The following is an 18,919-nucleotide window of genomic DNA, read 5'->3' on the forward strand; positions in this document are numbered from 1 at the left end:
CGGACTGGGCCGGAACGTCCTTGCGCCCGGCCTGGCGAGCCGCTTCGACCCGCGACCGCCATTTCTCGTTGCCGAGCAGCCAGTCGAACGACTCGATCTGCAGGGCGAGAAGATCGGGAACTTCGAGCGGCTCCTGGATGCGCGCGAAAGACACGCGGCGGGGACCAGCGGGTACGGCGAAGGCGTTGCGCGAGGCTGCCAACAGATGTCCTTCCGAGGGCTCGCGGACTGGCTGCGCGCACGCCGGACGGCTCGCGAATCAGGCGAGAGTCACGGGACGTCAGAAGGCGGCACGAGTAGACAGTCTAGGCAGAAAGCAAACACCTGTCCACACATTACTATGCGAGTCAATCACGCGGCCAACTTCAGGGTGACACATGGCAATGAACTCGTCAAGCCGTGCGCGACGGGGGAGCCGTGTCGTGCCCCTCGCCAGAGGGGGCGATCACGGAGCCGAGGGGCGGGGTCGATGCGGGGGGCCGGGGTGCCGGCGGCCATCGAGCCGAGGAGGGGCAGGGCGCGGGCGGAGTCGGTGCCGGGCTCGGCGTGGTAAGTGACCAGAAAGGCCGCCGCCGGCGCCGCTTATGGCCGGCTTGTCGCGGTACAGGTCGAGGTCGCCGACCTCCGGGACGCGATCGGCCGGTCATGATGTACGGAATGCCCCAGGCCGCGACGGTCATATCCGCGCGCGGTACTTGAGGGTTTATTTCCAGTCGTGTGTCACGCGGAGTAAGGGCGAGGGTTACGGGGCTTCCGAATGGTGCCTGTCCGCGCCGGTTCAGGGCTCCGAGAACCGTGTACTATTCGCCTCGACTTCTTGTAATCGCTTGACTACGGCGCCGCGGGCGGCGAGCCTCGGATGTGCAAGTCCGTGCATACTTCCGATGCTGGAGGACTCGATGGCGTTACGGTTCTACGGCAAGGGCGGCAGCGAGCAGAACAGTTGCCCGTCGGTCTCGGTCGACGAAGAGGACGGCAGCCTCGTGCTCGTCGGCTACCCGATCGAGGACCCGGACGTGATCGCCGAGATACAGACCTACAGCCATATCGAGGCCAATGAGCGTGCTTTCCGGTTGCCCTCGGAGCTGCGCAAGGCCCTTTGGGAGGCGTGTGGTGGCCATGACCCTCGATTTGACTGAGATGTTCGAGAAGGCCCGGCGCTCCGTGACGCACCTGGAACTCCGCGATACCTATGGCACCGGCAGTGCCGGCTACCGCGCGTGGCGTGAAGGCGTTCCCGTGGAACGGATCGCGCGATACGACTATCTCAGCCCCTGGGTGAATCTCATCAGAACCCACGTCGCCCGCGGGGTCTCCTTCCGTCGCGCGCGGGTGGTGTCCGAGCCGGTCAGCGACTACATCCGTTACGAGCACGCCATCACCCCGGCCGCGAATCTCGCCGGCGGCGAGCAGGTGCGATGGCTGCCCCGGCCCCGTGCGGCCGATCTGGCGCTGCCGGGCAGCGACTTCTGGCAATTCGACGACGGGCTGGTCTGTTTCGTTTTCCAGACGGGCGACGGCGAGCCCGCCGGCCATGTGATGTCCGAGGAGCCCGCCGTCGTCAAGTTGTGCGTCGTGGCGTTCGAGGGCGTCTGGGAAAGAGCCGTCGACCACGCGGAATACACCCCCGTCTGAGCACCGACCGCGCCGCACGTGTCCACTTCGCCGTCCTCCAGCGCCCAGCAGGCCCGCCAGGCCATCGCCGACCGGTTGCGCGAGATCCTGCGCGATTCCGGAATGACCGCCCGAGCCCTGGCCAGGCAGGCCGGCTGGGACGAGACCAAATGCTCGCGCCTCGTCAACGGCCGCACACCGCCCAGTGACGCGGACATTCGCACGTGGTGCCAGATCTGCGGGGTGCCGGACGAGATCCCCGATCTGATCGCCGCCTCCCGCAGCGCGGGCGACGCCTATGTGGAGTGGCGAAGGGTCCAGCGCAGCCAGAAACGCATGCAGGAAATGCGGCTGACGCTCTACGAGGAGACCCGCCTTTTCCGTTTCTACTGCTGCAACGTCGTTCCCTGGCCCTTGCAGACGCCCGGCTACATGCGGGTCCTCATGACGCGCTTCTCCGAATTCCACAGCGCGGGCACCGACATCGAGGCGGGTGTCGAGGCGCGGCTGGCGCGGCGGCGTTTCCTCGCGGGGCGGAACCGCCGCTGCGCGATGCTCATCGAGGAGTCGGTGCTGCGCAACCGGATCGCCGCCGACGATGTGATGGCCGAGCAGCTCCGGCACATGCTGACCGCCATGGGCCAGGCGAACCTGTCCCTGGGGATCATCCCGATGTCGGCGCCCCGGAAACAGGTGGTGACCGAGACCTTCTCCATCTACGACGAGGCGCGGGTCTTCATCGAACTGGTCTCGGCCGCCGTGACGATCACGCAGCCGCGCGAGATCGACCTGTACGTCAGGTACTTCGCCGAGCTGGCGGCGTCCGCCGTCTACGGAGACCAGGCGCGCGCGCTCATCCTCGCGGCCATCGAGGCCCTGGAATGATCGCGTGCAAGTTCGTACATGTTCGTTGAGGCCGGTGACCCTCCGCTCCTACCGTCATGCGTATGGTGATCGGACGGAGGGGGTTTCGCATGGCCCTGCCCGGCGAGAGGGCGGCCGCATGACCGGCGTGCGCGAACTGGAAGCCGCCTACGGCGGGCGGTGGACGTTCATGGACGGCGCCGGGGGAGGGTTCATCGCCCTCCGGATCGGCCGGGTCTCGGCCGAGGCGCAGAGCAGGGGGCTGGCGCACGTCGTGTGCGGCGCAGACGCCGAGGAACTGATACGAGGGCTCGAGGCGCAGTACCGCCTCGAAGGCCGGGCCGTCCCCGCCTCCCCCCGCCGCCAGGAAAGCCACCTGCGGGCCGTCTCCTAGGCGTCGGCAGCCGACCGGGCAGGAGACGGTGGGCTCGATGGCTCTGGACACGGCAATGGTCAACGGAGATTCAGTTTCGGCGGATGGTCGTGGAAGATCACCTGTCTACCGAAATGCGGGTCAGCGCTCCGGCCTTCAGGACTCTGTTGGCGAACCTGGTTGATCGTTCCCGGCAATTCTGATCAGGGTCTGCGCAAGATCCGGTTTGGGGTGGAAGGCGAGAAGCGTGTCCATGCGTCCGGAGTCGTTCATGGAAATTCCCGAGACGACCCGGAAGGTGGCAGCCGCGTTTCCCAAAGGCAGCATGTGCATGCGGCTCCGCGACACGCTAGGGACGATCTTCAGTGACGATGACTTCGCCGATCTGTTTCCGGGTGACGGGCGACCCGCCGAGTCACCCGCCCGGGTGGCTCTCGCGCTGGTGTTGCAATACGCCGAAGGGTTGTCAGACCGGCAGGCGGCCGATGCGGTTCGTGGTCGGCTGGACTGGAAATACGCCCTGGGCCTGGAGCTTGAAGACGCGGGGTTCGACTTCTCGGTGTTCGGTGAGTTCCGGGACCGTGTGATCGCCGGCTCCGCCGAGGAGCGGATTTTAGAACTGCTGCTGGAGCGTGTACGGACTGCCGGCGTGAGGTCCGACCGGCGTGGCGGCGACGGCTTCTCGGCGTCGCGCCGGGCGGGTGGGTATTATCGTCGATGCAATAAGTCGACGGTATTGCGCAATATTTCCGGAATGTTAACGCCACCTCTGTGGAAGGCCGGTTCCAGCGCGGATTCGCCGCCGGACCAGGGGAGTCGGGAGCCCGGCCCGCTTGGGCGGGCGGGTATGGGTCCGAGCTGTGGTGACGTCTCGGCGGGGCCGTTCGGCCTTGCCGGGAGGCCTTCACGTGGCCGTCGGATGACCCGCATGCCAACTCATGATGCTGTCACCGGCTTGCGTTATTTTTTACAGTATCCTTGCGGCATGACACGACGACTTGCGGAAGTTGCTAAGAAGGTCGGGGTCAGCGAGGCCACGGTCAGCCGGGTGCTCAACAGCAAGCCCGGGGTGTCGGAGTCCACGCGCGCCGCGGTGCTGACCGCGCTGGACGTGCTGGGCTATGAAAGGCCGTCCCAGTTGCGGGGGGAGCGGGCGCGCCTGGTCGGGCTCGTGCTGCCCGAACTGGGCAACCCGATCTTCCCCGCCCTGGCGGAGGTCGTCGGGGGCGCGCTGGCGCAGCGGGGCTTCACGCCCGTGCTGTGCACGCGTACGGCCGGCGGGCTGTCCGAGGCCGACTACGTCGAGATGCTGCTGGACCAGCAGGTCTCGGGCGTGGTCTTCGCCGGCGGCCACTACGCCGAGGCCGACGCCCCCCACGACCACTATCGGCGGCTGCTGGAGCTGCGCCTGCCGGTCGTCCTGGTCAACGCCGCCAGCGAGGCCCTCGGCTTCCCCTGCGTGGCCACCGACGACGCGGTGGCGGTCGAGCAGGCGTTCGGCCACCTGCTGTCGCTCGGCCACGAGCGCGTCGGCCTGGTGCTCGGCCCGCGCGACCACGTCCCCTCGCTGCGCAAGCTGATGGCGTTCACCGAGGCCGCGCGGCGGGCCGGCGTGGACGTGGGGCCCGAGACGGTGGAGCGGGGGCTGTTCTCGGTCGAGGGCGGCCAGGCCGCGGCGGCCCGGCTCGTCCGGCAGGGGTTCACCGGCATCATCTGCGCGAGCGACCCCCAGGCTCTTGGAGCGATCCGCGCGGTGCGCCGCCTGGGCCTTTCGGCGCCCGGGGACGTGTCCGTGGTCGGCTACGACGACTCGGCGTTCATGAACTGCACGAACCCTCCGCTGACGACCGTGCGGCAGCCGATCGAGGCGGTCGGCCGGGCCGCGGTCACGCTGCTGGTGGGGCAGATCGAGGGCGCGTCCGTCACCGCGCAGGAGCTGCTGTTCGAGCCCGAGCTGGTGGTCCGGGGCTCGACCGCGCCGGTCAGGGCCCGGGCGCTGGCCGCGGCCGTGTGACGAGATCGGGCAGGGTACGGACGGTAGGACGGGCCGCCGCCGTGTAACGCTCCACGCGGGGGCGGCCGCACGGCCGGGGCGGCCCCGTCCTCCCCGCGTGAAAGCCCCCGTTCGCACGGGCAGCCGGAACGACGTCGTCTATTTGCGGCTCATGTAAGCCGTGTTGCAGGGAGATGTCGCGTTCTGCAAGCGGCTTGTGAGGGGTTCCGGCCCTGCGGCGGGCCCGGACCGTGGCCCGGCGGGCGCGCGTCCGTCAGCCGTTGTGCTTCTTTTCGTCGATCATCTGGTTGAGCTGCGCGCGCATCTGCTGGGCGAGCGGGGCGTCCATCTTGTCGGTCAGCGCCAGCGCCCGCGCCAGCGAGTCCTGCGCCGCCTCGCCGTCCCCGGCGTCGTGCTGCGCCCCGCTGAGGGAGATCAGCGTGCGGGCCTCCAGCAGCGGCATGTGCATGGCGCGGAACAACGACAGCGCCTGCTCGAAGTGGACGACGGCCTGCGTGGCGTCCTCCTGCGCGATGGCGAGCTCGCCCAGCCCTAGCTGCACCCGGGCCTCCACGAGTTGCTCGCTGGACGTGCTCGCCAGCATCAGCGACCGGTGCAGCGCGCTCGCGGCGTCGGCCAGCTCCCCTCGCCGGAGCCGGGCGATGCCGAGGCCGTGCAGGGTGTACGCCTCGCCGGTGGGGTCACCGATGTTGCGTACGACGGTCAGCGCCTCGTTGAAGACCTCCGCCGCCAGCGCGGGCTGGTCGGACTGGAGGTAGGTATGGCCGATGCGGTGGAGGACCTGCGCCTCCACCCGCCTGCTGCCGCTCGTGCGGCTCAGTTCCAGCGCCTCGGTCAGCAGCCGCTGGGCCCCCGGCAGGTCGTCGAACTCCAGGCGGAGCTGGGCCAGGTTGTGCAGGACGTACGCCGACGCGACCTGGTCCTCGGTGCTCCGGAAGATCTCCAGGGCCCGTTTGTAATGTGCCTCTGCGTCGGAGAACCGCCCGCTCAGCCGATCCAGGAACCCGATGTTCCTGATGACCAGGGCCGTTCCCTGCCTGTCCCCGACCTCCTCGAACAACTGGACGGCCGCCTCGAAGTCGCAGCGGGCGTCGCCGAAGCGCTGTTCGGTGATGTAGAGCGAGCCGCGCGAGTAGTGCATCGCCGCCTGCCCGCGTTTGTCCATGGCCTGCCGGGCGGCCGTCAGCGCGATCTGGTGGGTCTCCCGCCAGTCGTCGAGGTAGACCCGCGACTCGAAGAGCGTCACCGAGCTGATCGCCAGGTCCCAGCACAGCTCGACGAAGCCCGCCTGCGCGGCCTGGCGTATGCCGGAGACGAGCATCGACCGCTCGCGCTCGTACCACTGCAGGGGCGCCGCGACGAGCTGGCCGACGAGCTTCTCCGGCAGCGGCCAGCGCAGGGCGCCGCTGTGGATCTGGACGTAGTCCCCGCCGTACTCCCTGCGGTGCGCGGCCTCGGCCAGGTAGAGCAGGCCGCCGAGCACGCGGGCGAGGGCGGAGCCGCGCTCGGCCGGGGTCTCCTCGGCGGCCAGGCGCTCCCGGGCGAACACGCGCAGCAGGTCGTGGAAGCGGTACTGGCTGTGGACGCCGTACCCGACGCCGGTCGTCTCGATGAGCTGGGCGTCGGCCAGGTCGTCCAGCAGGTCCTGCGCCTCGGCCAGCGGCCGGTCCAGAAGCGCGGCGCTGACCCACGCCGAGAAGACGGGGGAGTCGAGGATGGTCAGGCGGCGGAACAGGCGGCGCGCGTCCTCGGTGATGCTGTCGTAGGTCAGCGAGATGCTGGCCCGGATGCCCATCTCGCCGTGCTTCAGTTCGTCCAGCCGCCGCGTCTCGTCCTCCAGGCGGCTGACGAGCTGCTCGATGCTCCAGTGCGGCCGGGCCGACAGGCGCGCGCCGGCGATGCGCAGCGCGAGCGGCAGGTGCCCGCACAGCTCGGCCAAGGCCTCGGCGGCCTCGATCTCGGACTGCACGCGCTCGATGCCCGCGATGCGCGACAGCAGGTTGACCGACTGGTCGGACTCGAAGATCTCCACGTCGACGTGGACGGCCCCGGCCAGCCCGGCCAGGCGGCTGCGGCTGGTGATGATGACGGCCGAGGCCGGGTTGCCGGGGAGCAGGGGCAGCACCTGGCTCTCGCTGCCGGCGTCGTCGAGGACGATGAGCATGCGGCGGTCGGCGAGCAGCGCGCGGTACATCTCGGCCCGCTCCTCCAGGCCGTCGGGGATCGCCGTGCCCGACACGCCGAGGACGCGCAGGAAGCGTTCGAGGACCTGCATGGGGCTGGTGGGCCGCGGCGCCGCGCCGTGCAGGTCGGCGAAGAGCTGGCCGTGGGGGAAGCGGTCGCCGACGCTGTGGGAGGCGTGGACGGCGACGGTGGTCTTGCCGACGCCGGGCTTGCCCACGATCACGATGATGGGGACGGCGAAGCGCGAGCGGTCCTCCGAGGCGAGCATCAGCCGCTGCCGGATGTCCTCGATCTGCTTGGTGCGCCCGGTGAAGTCCGCGATGTCGGTGGGCAGCATGCCCGGGACGTTCGGGACGGTCGGCGCCGGTTGCACCTCCACCCGCTCCGGCTGGGCGGGAGGGGCCAGGCTCTCGTCGGAGGTGAGGATCGCGTGCTCCAGCCGCTGGAGCCGCTCGTTGGGCTCGATGCCCAGCTCCTCGATCATGGTGCGCCGGGCGTTGCGGTACACCTGGAGGGCCTCGGCCTGGCGGCCCGAGCGGTACAGCGCGGTCATGAGCTGGCCGCGCAGACGCTCGCGCAGCGGGTACTCCTCGGTCAGCTCGGTCAGCTCGCCGACCAGTTCGTGGTGGCGCCCGAGGTCGAGCTCCAGCTGGATGCAGTCCTCGTTGGCGGTGATGCGGTCCTCGGCGAGCCTGCTGGCCGCCGACTGCACCAGCCTGCTGTCGATGCCGTCCAGGGCCGGCCCCCGCCACAGCGACAGCGCCTCGCGGTAGTGCCGGATCGCCTCGTTGACGTTGCGGCTCTCACGGGCGCGCCGGGCCCGCTGGACGAGGCTCTCGAAGCGCTGGGCGTCGATCTCGTCGGCGGCGACCCGGATGGCGTAGCCGAGGGACTGCGTGGAGATGATGTCGGGGCTGCCGCTGGCGGCGAACAGGCGCCGCAGCGAGCTGATGCAGATCTGGACCTGGGCCCGGGCGGTCGTCGGGGGCTCGTCGCCGTAGATGGCCTCCATGAGGCGGCCGATGGTGACGACCCGGTTGGCGTCGAGCAGGAGGACGCCGAGCACGATCTGCTGCCTGATCCCGCCGAGATCGAGCCTCCGGCCGGCCACGGACGCTTCGAGAGCCCCTAGAATCCCGAATTCCACCCTGCATCTCCTCGCAAGAAAGCCCGCGGCCCATCCGGAACTTTGCTCACCCTCCGATGCGAGAGGTAACAGGTGTCTGATTCCAGGAGATCCGCCCCGTAGTAAACATCGACCATTGGCCGGTTCGTAGCAACTCCGGCGCATTGATACTGCCAGGCGCTGGATCGTCACGTATAGCGATGTCACTTATGTCTGGATCGTACTACTATACGTGGTTCAGATCTATAGAGAATCTGCGAAGACTTTCCGAACTCGTATGCGTGTTTGCGCGTGCAACCAAACGCCGGATGTCGGACATCCCCATACGGCGAAATGTCCGGTTATATGTGTTTCTTCCCCTTTTTGGTCCAGGTTTAGCGGAGCGAGGAGCGGGGGAGTGCTCTCCGGTGCGTCCGGAGGCGGGTGAGGCGCGCATGCGGAGGCTTTCTGATTCGATTAGCGAATCGTAGTCATGTCGTGGCATGCTGTTACCGGCACGCCCGGCGCCCAGGCGACGTCGGGCACCCTCCCCGGTCGGGCTGTGCACGCCTGACCGGTCGGCGTCCGGAGGGACGTGCTCAGCGGGCCGGCGGCTCCGGTTGCCGGCACCAGGGCACGAAGACGATCGGTGAATACCGGGCAGCTCGTTGTGCCTTGATTCTGTGTAACGCACAGGATCGCTCAGCCAATCAGAGACGCTCAGCCCCACGGAGTGCCGCCGCCGCCCTAGGCGGCCGCGGCGCCCGCGGCGGTCCCGGCGATCCCGATGGAACGGGCGGGTCCGGCCGGCGCGGGGCGGCTGGCGCCGGTGGTCCGGGCGGTCGCGGTCACGGCGACGCGGAAGGCGGAACGGGTGTGAGCACTCAACTCTGCTGACCTCTTCTCGTGTCGCGGTGCTGCGGCGAGCCGCAGCGGGTCGGTTCCGAACACCGACAACGTAGAAACCAGCGCCATTCGGTCATTATCGGTTCTCTTCTCGCCTGGCATTTGTCCTGCTCAGGGCGCTATTCGAGGATTTTTGGTCACTGGTCGCTATTGGTGGCCCGCACGGGGGCCGCAGGGGCCTTTCGCCGCTCGAAAGCGGTGCACGCAGGCGTGGGGCCCAGTGGGCGGCGGTGAATGCCGGGACCGAATAGCCGGACGAAAGTGAATCGATAGCGAGATTTGGCAGGCTTACCCCCAAGGCCGGAACTCTCGGGGTGCCCGTGGCATCTTCGGCTCCGGATCCATGCGCGTCGGGTCAAGGACGGTGAATCCGGATGTGCGCACGCCGTCCGGCAGCTCACGCGCGTGTCGCGCCAGTGGGGGCGCCATGGCGACCGGCGCGCGATCGCAGTGGTGGTCGAGCTGTCCGTCATGGCGGACCCGGCAGATGGGGTTCTCGGGATGAGCGTTACGGCGCAGGCGCTGGACGGCGTCTACGGCCGGTCGGTCGCGGGCGTGCGGGCGCGCCTGGAGCAGGACTGTCTCGGGCGATGGCAGGACCTCGCGGACGCGGAGACCGACAGCGAGGGCTGCATCAGCGAGTGGCGTGACAAGAAGCTGGAACGCGGGCTTTATCGCATTGTTTTCGATAGTGACTACTACTTTGTCGGGTTAGGGCTTATGGCTGCCTATCCCGAGATAATCGTCACTTTTCGCATGCGGGACGAGACCGACGCCTATCTGATCCAGGTGATGTTGTCCCCGTACTCGTACTCGACCCATTTCCGGATCACGTGATCCACGCGAGCCATGCCTTGTCCTTGCCCGACTTCCCGGGGGACAGGCCCCAGGCGGAGAAGGGAACCCCCACAGTGACCACAGGAGACACCGCGGGCGCGGCCGCCGGTGCCGGGGGACCGGCCAGGCCGCCCGCGGCCCGCTACCGCCCGGTCGCGCCGGTCGCGCCGGCCGGGCGTACCTGGCCGGACAACACGATCACCGGGCACGGCATGAACCTGCCTCGCCCGGCGGGGTGGCGGTGTGCGCGGAGTGCCTGCTCCCCGAGGGAACGCTGTGGGGCGCCGGGATCGACCCGGACGTGGAGACGGCCGCGCTGTCGGCCGTCCGGTCCGCGGTCACCCGCGCGCGCCTGGCGGCCACCATGGCCGCGCCCGCCCGACCATCACCCGCGGCGGAGGATGCCGAGCCGCTCGGCATTGCCGCGCCGCGACCCTCACATCCCGCAGTGGCCGTTCGCGCGGTGATAGCCACGCGATAAAGCCCGGAAGGTGCCCGAACTTAACGTGGGCATTAACGCCGAAATCGGACATGTATGGACAATCGGAAGACGCCACGACGTGCGGCCGGGAACTCCCGGCCAGGCACGAAATAGGCGGACGGGGATGCGACGCACTGAACCCGCGTATCGGGGGAGGCCGCTCTCTGGGCTTCCGATTTACGGCGGGGATGTGATTTTCGTCGGGAAAGAGGGAGGCTCGTCATGAGCCTGATCGAACGACAGGAGGCGTTGGCCTCCTTGGAGGGACTACTCGCCAGCGCTATCAACGGGAAAGGCCGGGTGGCCCTGATGAGCGGCACCGTGGCGACCGGCAAGAGTGAGTTACTTCACTCATTCGCCGAGCACGCGGCCGAACTCGGCGCGCTGCCCGTCACCGCGACGGGCTCGCTGGCCGAGCGGGACATGCAGTTAGGCGTGCTCGGGCAGCTCATCCACGACGCGCCGCTGGTCCCGGCCGAGCGTGAACGGGCGATGGCGCTGCTGCAGGAGGGCGCCCGCGCCATCACCTCGTCCGAACCGGACGGCGAGCCGCCCAAGCAGGTCGACGCGCAGATCGTCCATGCCCTGTGCACCGTCCTGCTGGAACTGTCCGAGCGCTACCCCCTGATGATCGTCGTGGACGACGTCCACCACGCCGACCGGGCCTCGCTGCTGTGCCTGGCCTACCTGTCCCGGCGGGTGCGGTTCGCCTCGATCATCGTGGTGTTCAGCCACTCCACCCACGGGCGGTACGCGGAGACATCGTTCCCCACCGAGCTGCTGCGCCAGCCGCACTGCCGCCGGATTCAGCTCGCCCCGCTGTCACCGGCGGGCGTGATGAGCCTGGTGGCCGAGCAACTCGGCGCCGGCGCGGCCGAGAGGTTCGCCGGCGAGTGGTACGCCGTCAGCGGGGGCAACCCGCTGCTGGCCGCCGGGCTCGTGGAGGACTACGAGGCCGCGATGCGCTCGTCCGGAGGCGATCCACCGGACGAACTGGTCGCCGGCGAGGGGTACGGGCAGGCCGTCCTGTCCTGCCTGCACCGGGCCGACCCCAAGATGACGCGGGTCGCGTGGGCTCTCGCGGTGCTCGGACGGCCCGAGTTCCTGGCCAGGCTGCTGGGCGTGGGCCAGGAGTACGTCACCCGCGAGCTCAATGCCCTGGACGCCGCCGGGCTGCTCACCGGGGGCCGGTTCCGCCACGAGGCGGCGCGCGCCGCCATCCTCACGGAACTGGACGCCGAGGAACGGGCCGAGCTGCACCGGCGCGCGGCCAGGCTCGCCTACGACGGCGGCGGCACCACCACGGAGGTCGCCGACCACCTGCTCAGCGCCGGAGGGTCCGGCGAGCCCTGGACCGTCGAGGTCCTGGAGGACGCGGCCCGGCACGCCCTGCGCGACGGACGGGTCGAATCCGCCGTCGAGTACCTGCGCATGGCCAGTCGGACCTGCACCGACGACCAGCGGCGGGTCAGGATCACCACGACGCTCATGCGGGCCGAGTGGCGCATCAACCCCAGCACGCCGACCGGGCACTTCGCCGAGCTGACCGAAGCGTTGCACCGCGGGCACCTGCGGGGAAGCGACGCCGTCGTGCTGGCCAAGGCGCTGCTGTGGCACGGCAGGCTTGAGGACGCCGAGGACGTCCTCAAGCACCTCAACGAGTCGGGGGAGAAGCTGGACGCGGACACGATCACCGAGCTGGTGGTCACCCGTCCGTGGCTGCGCTGCTCCTACGCCCCGTTCCTCTCCCACCTGCCCCAGGTGAGCAGCGAGCAGTCGCGCGCGGCGATCCTGACGGTGGCGGCCTACCGGCGCCTGGAGTCGGCGGTCACGCTCGCCGCCGTCCTCACCCGCGGGCCGCGCGAGGAGATCGTCTCAGGCGTGGAGCGCATCCTGCGCAGCTCACGCCTCGACGAGATGTCGATGGACACAGTGGAGAGCGCCCTGCTCGCGCTCACCTACGGGGGGCGGCCCGACAAGGCGGCGCCCTGGTGCGACGTGTTCATCGACGAGGCCTCCTCACGGTGGGCGCCGAGCAGGCAGGCGCGGCTGTCGGCGATCCGGGCCGAGATCGCCCTGCGTCAGGGCGACATGCTGGGCGCGCAGTTCCACGGCCGCCTCGCCCTGGACACCATCCCGCTGAGCGGGTGGGGCGTGGCGCTCGGCGGGCCGCTGTCGAGCCTCATCATCGCCTACACGGCGATGGGGAACTACGACGCCGTCAACGAACTGCTCGACCAGCCCGTGCCCGAGGCGATGTTCCAGACCCGCTGGGGCCTGCACTACCTGCACGCCCGCGGCCGCTACAGCCTCGCCACCGACCACCCCCAGCTCGCGCTGCGGGACTTCCAGCGGTGCGGCGAGCTGATGGGCAAGTGGGACCTGGACGTGCCCTGGCTCATCCCCTGGCGGGCCGAGGTCGCCGAGGCGTGCCTGCGCCTCGGACGTCCCGACCAGGCAAGGCGTCTGGCCGAGGAGCAGATCAGGCGGTGCGGCAACGGCGCGCCACGGGTGCACGGCATCGCCATGCGCCTGCTGGCCGCCACCAGCGAGCCACGCCACCGCCCCATGCTGCTGCGCCAGGCCGGCGACCTCCTGCAGGCGGGGGGAGACCGGTACGAGCTGGCGCGCGTCCTGGCCGACCTCACGGAGGCCTTCCACGCGCTGGGCGAATACCGGCGGGCCGGCATGATCGGAGGCCGGGCCCGCGCCGTCGCCAAGGAATGCCACGCCGACCCGCTGCACAGGTCCTTGGCCAGGGAGGGCGACGGCAACGGCGCCACCGCCGCGACGGGGACCGTCACCGAGACCACGGACGTGACGGCGATCCTGAGCGACGCCGAACGCCGGGTCGCGGTGCTGGCCGCCGCCGGGTACACCAACCGGGAGATCGCCGACAAGCTGTACGTCACGGTCAGCACCGTCGAACAGCACCTGACCAGGACCTACCGCAAGCTCGACATCACCAGCAGGTCCGAACTGCCCTCCACGTTGCAGCTCGGCACCTCGATGCCCGCCTGACAGACACGCCTTCCCCGGACGCGCTTGGATCGGAGCGCTTCCGAGGACGCTCCGGCCCCGGGCCGGAACGCAAGAGGCCCGAGCACAGGCCGCTCCGCGCGAGACGAGGTCCTCGCGGGAGAAGTCGCCGGCCTGTGCCACCGCCGCTCAGCGGCGACGCGGGCCCGAACGGATCGCCCCCGCCCCACGTGCCCGGCACACGACCGGCACCCGCGCACCCCGTGCCCGGCATAGGCCCGGCACCCGCGCCCGGCGGATCCCCCCACGCACCGTCCGCACCTTGTCACCCGTGCGGAACCCCTGTTTCCGCTTATCGCGCTATCGCGCACCCCAGGCACCCGCGCCCCCGCACCCGGCCGCCCGCGCGCCCCGGGAACGCGGCCGGCGATGTCGGCATAGCGGCTCGGCGGCGGCATGGCCATGCGCCCCATTACGGTCCGCAACCGGCCCAGACGGCGTCGGGGCCGGGGCTGTGGTCAGGTGGTCAGGAGGGCGCGGGCCTCTTTCGTCAGGCGGGTCATGCCTAGGCGGGTGGACTGGCGTAGGGAGCGGTGGAGGAGGCGGGTTGCCTCGCCGGTCGGGTCGGAGGGGTCCAGGAGGCGCAGGGCCTTGGCGCGGTCGAGCTGGATGCGGGCCATGTGCGGCGGCGCGCCCGACACCAGGCGCTTGGCCTCGTCGAAGCAGCGCAGCGCGTCCTCGGCGTCGCCCGCCGTGGTCGCCAGGAGGCCGCGGAACCGCGCCGTCGGCCCGATCAGCACCGTCGGCCACCCGGCGAGCACGATCTCCCCGGGGTAGGCGGCCAAGCGCTCGCGCAGCAGGCGTACGTGGCCGTCGGTCTCGGCCCCCTCCGCGCCCGCCTCGGCGATCATCGCGCACGCCTCGGCCAGCACCGCCAGCGTGGGCACCGTCCAGCCGTGCGGCGGCAGCGCGGACAGGCCCGCGGTGTCGCGGACGACGGCGGCCAGCCGGTCGGCGGCCTCGTCGTACCGCTCGGTCTCGCACAGGGCGAGCACGTGCGCGGCCCGCCAGACCGGGAAGTAGCCGTGCTGCTCGATCTGGGTGGCCAGGCCCCCGTCGAACAGCTCGGACATCGCGCCCCGCTCGCGCAGCAGCCAGAAGTACTGGCCCATCCAGGTCTGCTGCAGCGTCTCGGCGGGCATGGCCTGGCCCTTGGCCAGTTCCTGCACGATGCCGAGCGACTCGCCCATCAGGCGCTCCCGCGCCCGCGTGAAGTCGCCGCCCCACAGGTCCATCACGGTGTCGAGGGTCGCCTGGAGCCAGGGGCCGAGCGCGCGGGGGTTGCGGGCGACGTGCCTGCGGTGGTCGTCCACGGTGCCGAGCGCGTCGGGCAGCAGGCCGAGCCTGAGCTGGTCGACGGCCAGCGCCACCATGCCCTCACTCTGGAAGTACGCCGACCCCGCGCCGATGCCCGCCTCGCGCAGGCGGGCGGAGATGCCGATCAGCTCGCTGGGGTAGGCGTGGTCGAACAGGGCCCAGCGGCACTCGTTCAGCACCTCGCAGCGCACCAGCGGGTCGCCGTCCTCGGGCAGCTCGCGCAGGGTGGCGCGGGCGAGCTCGACCTCCTGCGGCGGCCCGGCGGGGACGGCGCCGGCGCCGGGGCTGACGGCCATCGTCCGCTTCTTGGCCAGATGGGCGCGTAACTGGAGGCGCAGCTCGGCGGTCTGCGCGCCCGGCCCGTCGCCGAGGGAGGCCAGCGCGCCGCGCAGCAGGTGGACGAGCTGCTGGTCGGCCTGCCCGGGGGCCGACCACCGGCGGGCGAGCCGGATCGCCGCGGCGGCGGCCAGCTCGGGCAGCCCCTCGGCGGCCTCGTACGCGGCCTGGTAGCGGCGGCCCGCCTCGTCCATCTCGCCGACGTCGCTGAGCGCGTCGCCGAGGGTGATCAGCAGCCCCACGCGGGTCGCCGAGTCGCACCGCAGCAGCAGCCCGGCCTGGGCCCACTCGACCGCGCTGTCCACGCCGAACCCGCGCTGCTCGGCGCGGGCCGCGTCCAGGCACGCGGCGGCGACGCGCTCCTGCGGCAGGCCGGCCCCGGCGGCGCGGGCGTGCCGGGCGACCCGCACCGGGAGCGCCGGGTCGACCCAGCCGCCGCCGGTCATGCGCTCGGTGAGCGCCTCGAAGGCCCGCCGGTGCAGGTCCCTGGCCAGCGCGGGGTCGCGTTTGAGGCCGTCGAGGACGGCCTCGCGGGACCGGTCGTGCGGGAAGCACAGCCGGTCGTGGACCAGGACGGTGTTGCCCGCGGCGGCCAGCGCCTGGTCGCGGTCCGCCTCCTCCGGGCGCAGGCCGAGCATGCGGGTGACCAGGGCGGCGTCGATGTCCAGGCCCACCGCGGTGATCGCGGCGGCGGCCAGCCAGCGGAAGGCCGGGGTGCCCGCGGGCTCGGCGCGGGCGGGCGCGGGACGGGGCTCGCCGTACTCGGTGAGGTTGTACAGCTCCAGCGGGACGCCGTCGGTGACGCGCGCCGCCTGCCTGGTCTCGTCGGCGGTGGGCTCGCGGCCCCACGCGCGCCCCAGCCACCGGCCCACCTCCTCCACGGTGAGCGGGGCGAGCGTGAGCGTGTCCATGACCGGCTGCCAGTGCGCGGCCTGCGTACGGGTGGCGAGCAGGAAGCCCACGGGCGCGGCGCCGAGCCCTCTGCGCACATGCTGGAGCAGTTCCTCGGCGTAGCCGGTGAGCAGGTGGGCGTTGTCGAAGGCCACCAGCAGGCCAGGCCCGGCCGCGCGGCGCAGCAGGCCGGTGAGCAGGAAGGTCAGCTCCCGGGGGTCGCGCTCGTGGCCGGGCCGGGCGGGGGAGTCCAGCGCGGCGGCGGACATGAGCTTGGCGAGGGTGCCACGCTCCTGGGCGCCGATCGGGTCGGCGGGCGCGGCCAGGTCGCGGCGCACGTGGCTCCACAGGGTGCCGGCCAGCTCGCGCCACGGCTGCAGGCCGTCCTCCTGCCGGCACATCACGGTGACCGCGCGCACGCGCGCCCCGGCGGCCAGGCGCGCCGCCTCACGCAGCAGGCGGGTCTTGCCGATGCCGCCCGCGCCGCACAGCGCGAGGGCGGCGGAGTCTCCGCCGCCCAGCCGCCCGATCAGGCGCGAGAGCTCCTGGAGCTCCCGTTCACGGCCGACCACCTCCCGGGGCCCGCCCTGCTCGGCGAGGCCGGAATCGGCGCCGAGGGGCGTGCGCACGTCGAAGCCGTGCTCGTACAGGGCCAGCAGGTCCTCGGCGCGCCGGACGGCCTCGTCGCCGGGGGCGTGGGCGCGGCGCGCCTCGGCCAGGCGCCGGGCGGCGGCCCCGCCGTCCTCGCCCAGGGTGGTGAGGAAGCGCAGCAGCCACATCGCGGTGGTGTCCTCGTGCCCCTCGCCCACCGCGCCCTCACTGAGGAACGCCGCGTCCTCGTGGCGGCCGAGCCGCAGGGCGATGCGGGCGACCAGGCGTACGAGCTCGGTGCGCAGCTCCTCCAGCCGGGCGCGGTGGGTCTCGCAGACCCAGGGCAGCGACCACCCGGCCGCCAGCGAGGCGAACGGCGCCCCACGCCACTCGCCGGCCGCGGTCCGCAGGCACGCGAGCGCGGCGGCGAGGTCACCGGACTCGTACAGCTCCCGTCCCTCGCGCAGCTTCGCCTCGAACCGGGAGGCGTCCAGGGCGGCGGCGAGGACGCCCGGTTCCTTCTCCACCAGTTCGTAGGCGTGGGACCACTTGGCGGGAGGGATGTCCAGGTTCGCCCCGGTGAGTGCCTGTCTCAGCCGGGAAAGCGGCGGCGCGACGTCCGGCACCGGCCAGTCGGGGCCCTGGCCGAGCGCGGCGGCGAGGGTGTCCTGGGGGACGGGGTTCCTGGAGGAGAGCAGCATTGCCAGGGCCTTGGCCGTCTGGGGGAGGAGTCTCCTCGGCGTTCCGTCCGCCAGGATCGCGACCTCGCCGAGGACTCTGATGTCGAATTCCGCCACATTCACCGCCGGATCGGTTCGCGATTCTCACTCGACGGCCTTCCCCGCAAGGACATCGCAAGGATCATTGGCCACGATGGGGCCGGTGGCAAAAAGAGTCGTGGAGCCATGGGGTCGCGGACGCCGGGAGCGCCGTCAACGCCGTGAGCGCCGTGACGTTGTCAACGCTATGACCCGAGGTGAGCCCGTGGCAAGGACCGAACTGATCTCGGTCGACGCGCTCGACGAGCATCAACTCGACCGTGTCAGACAGAGCGTACGCCGCGAACGTGACACCGAGGCGAATAAAGCCCTAAGTGTTGCGATCATGGGGCAGAGTGGCGTGGGAAAGTCCTCTCTGCTCAACGTTCTGTTCGGGACGCACTTCCCCGTGGGGGACGTGAAGCCCGCCACCCGCGAACCTCAGGCCATCTCTGTTCCCAGTAATTCCGGCCACACGTTGACATTCTGGGATATGCCGGGACTAGGGGATTCGGAGGATCTGGACGCGGGTTATCGCGCGATGTACCTGGAGAAACTGGCCGAGTGCGACGTCGTCATCTGGGCCATGCACGCCGACAGCCGCTGCACCGACCGCGAGGCCCGCCATCTGCGCCGCCTCCTCGACGACGCGGACCCCGGGGCGCGGCGGCGGATCGTCGGCAAGGTGACCCACGTCCTCACCAAGGCCGACCTGCTCACCCCGCCGCCGTGGATCTTCGACATGCGCGGGGAACGCGGCTCGTTCGTCCCCAGCCGGCCCCTCGCCGGCCGCATGGAGGTCAAGGCGGCCCACTTCGAGCAGATGGTCGTCGAACCCTGGGGCGACCTGCTGAGCGCCCACACCTACAACAACGGCGAGTTCGCCGTGCGCGACGACCGGCTCGGCTTCGACCGGCAGACCGTCACCTACCGGGGGCACTTCTCGCGGGAGGTCTGCGAGCGGTACACCGCGGCCCACCCCGAGCACGCGGACGTCTTCTCACGGCTGCGCGACAACCACCGCGTCCTGCCCTGCTCGGCGCTGTTCCGCTTCAACCTCGCCGCGCTGATGGTGAACGTCGTCAACAAGCTGGGGCCAACCGCGATCTTCCGCTTCCAGCGGGTGCTGGACGACGTCGCCGAGCTGGCGGGCGTGCCGGTCAGCGCGATGCGGGAATACGGCAACTTCCTGGTGTGGGACGGCATCCGCGGCACGCGCGCCTTCGACCTGTCCCAGCTGCCGTTCTGAGCCCCCGGTGAGCACCTGCGCGCCACCACTCCCCGACGCCGCCGCGGCGGGCGCCCCGGCCGGACACGAGGACACGACATGATCGAGGACGACGACGACATAACCCGGGCCGTGGAGGCCAGGCGCCGGGAGGACACCGAGTACGTCGCACGGCTCGACGACGCGGTGCAGCACCGCGACGAGACCGCCATCGAGCACCTGGTCAGGAACGCCGTCGCCCGCGTCGTCGGCAGGGTCGCCGACGTGGGGTTCGACGTCGTGCGCAACATCTGGAACTGGCTCGTCAGCCACTGACCCCGCGCCGGAGGCGCAGTCCCGGACACCATCCGTTTCCGCGCGTGTTCCCCGCCGATTCCCGGC

The 18,919-nt window shown here is 71.0% G+C and carries 13 protein-coding genes and 1 pseudogene; 10 read left to right on the plus strand and 4 right to left on the minus strand.

Annotated features, from left to right (window positions below):
• Window positions 1-202 (minus strand): hypothetical protein (locus AB0M95_RS12230; RefSeq protein ID WP_363762581.1); only part of this gene is annotated, 202 nt, incomplete at its 3' end.
• 682 nt (window positions 203-884) lie between these two features.
• Between AB0M95_RS12230 and AB0M95_RS12235 the strand changes: the two genes are divergently transcribed.
• From AB0M95_RS12235 to AB0M95_RS12260, 6 genes and pseudogenes are all read left to right on the plus strand, one after another.
• A complete protein-coding gene (locus AB0M95_RS12235) occupies window positions 885-1,139 on the plus strand; it encodes a hypothetical protein (protein WP_358523682.1) in 255 nt (84 codons plus the stop codon).
• The gene (locus AB0M95_RS12240) at window positions 1,120-1,635 is read left to right on the plus strand and encodes a DUF6879 family protein (protein ID WP_363762932.1); all 516 of its coding nucleotides are present in this window, start codon (window positions 1,120-1,122) and stop codon (window positions 1,633-1,635) included. Before AB0M95_RS12235 ends, AB0M95_RS12240 begins: the two co-directional genes overlap by 20 nt.
• An 18-nt stretch (window positions 1,636-1,653) precedes the next feature.
• Complete coding sequence (locus AB0M95_RS12245; RefSeq protein ID WP_363762584.1) at window positions 1,654-2,499, plus strand: helix-turn-helix transcriptional regulator; 846 nt, start codon at window positions 1,654-1,656, stop codon at window positions 2,497-2,499.
• A gap of 118 nt (window positions 2,500-2,617) precedes the next feature.
• Window positions 2,618-2,872 (plus strand): hypothetical protein, encoded by a 255-nt coding sequence (locus tag AB0M95_RS12250; RefSeq protein ID WP_363762587.1) that lies wholly within the window; start codon window positions 2,618-2,620, stop codon window positions 2,870-2,872.
• 226 nt (window positions 2,873-3,098) lie between these two features.
• Window positions 3,099-3,458 (plus strand): annotated as a pseudogene (locus AB0M95_RS12255) (transposase); the annotation flags it as partial.
• A gap of 378 nt (window positions 3,459-3,836) precedes the next feature.
• The gene (locus AB0M95_RS12260) at window positions 3,837-4,865 is read left to right on the plus strand and encodes a LacI family DNA-binding transcriptional regulator (RefSeq protein ID WP_363762935.1); all 1,029 of its coding nucleotides are present in this window, start codon (window positions 3,837-3,839) and stop codon (window positions 4,863-4,865) included.
• Between the two features lie 253 nt (window positions 4,866-5,118).
• Here AB0M95_RS12260 and AB0M95_RS12265 read toward each other — a convergent pair whose 3' ends face one another.
• Both AB0M95_RS12265 and AB0M95_RS12270 read right to left on the minus strand, forming a co-directional pair.
• Window positions 5,119-8,196, minus strand: coding sequence for a BTAD domain-containing putative transcriptional regulator (locus AB0M95_RS12265; RefSeq protein ID WP_363762590.1), 3,078 nt, complete (start codon window positions 8,194-8,196; stop codon window positions 5,119-5,121).
• 705 nt (window positions 8,197-8,901) lie between these two features.
• Complete coding sequence (locus AB0M95_RS12270; RefSeq protein WP_363762593.1) at window positions 8,902-9,129, minus strand: hypothetical protein; 228 nt, start codon at window positions 9,127-9,129, stop codon at window positions 8,902-8,904.
• Between the two features lie 336 nt (window positions 9,130-9,465).
• On the opposite strand from AB0M95_RS12270, the gene AB0M95_RS12275 reads away from it, so the two are divergent.
• Both AB0M95_RS12275 and AB0M95_RS12280 read left to right on the plus strand, forming a co-directional pair.
• On the plus strand, window positions 9,466-9,897 hold the full coding sequence (locus tag AB0M95_RS12275) for a hydroxyisourate hydrolase (RefSeq protein WP_363762596.1): 432 nt from the start codon (window positions 9,466-9,468) through the stop codon (window positions 9,895-9,897).
• A 703-nt stretch (window positions 9,898-10,600) separates the two neighbouring features.
• A complete protein-coding gene (locus tag AB0M95_RS12280) occupies window positions 10,601-13,399 on the plus strand; it encodes an AAA family ATPase (RefSeq protein ID WP_363762599.1) in 2,799 nt (932 codons plus the stop codon).
• A gap of 476 nt (window positions 13,400-13,875) precedes the next feature.
• Here the strand turns inward: AB0M95_RS12280 and AB0M95_RS12285 are convergent, their stop codons facing one another.
• Complete coding sequence (locus AB0M95_RS12285) at window positions 13,876-17,355, minus strand: AAA family ATPase (protein ID WP_363762601.1); 3,480 nt, start codon at window positions 17,353-17,355, stop codon at window positions 13,876-13,878.
• Window positions 17,356-17,518: 163 nt separating this feature from the next.
• On the opposite strand from AB0M95_RS12285, the gene AB0M95_RS12290 reads away from it, so the two are divergent.
• Together AB0M95_RS12290 and AB0M95_RS12295 are read left to right on the plus strand one after the other, a co-directional pair.
• Window positions 17,519-18,559 carry a GTPase gene (locus AB0M95_RS12290; protein ID WP_363762605.1) on the plus strand — a complete coding sequence of 347 codons (1,041 nt, stop codon included), beginning with the start codon at window positions 17,519-17,521 and terminating at the stop codon, window positions 18,557-18,559.
• 78 nt (window positions 18,560-18,637) lie between these two features.
• A complete protein-coding gene (locus tag AB0M95_RS12295; protein WP_363762608.1) occupies window positions 18,638-18,853 on the plus strand; it encodes a hypothetical protein in 216 nt (71 codons plus the stop codon).
• Window positions 18,854-18,919 lie beyond the last annotated feature (66 nt).

The organism is Sphaerisporangium sp. NPDC051017 (assembly GCF_040683095.1).
Lineage (GTDB): Bacteria > Actinomycetota > Actinomycetes > Streptosporangiales > Streptosporangiaceae > Sphaerisporangium.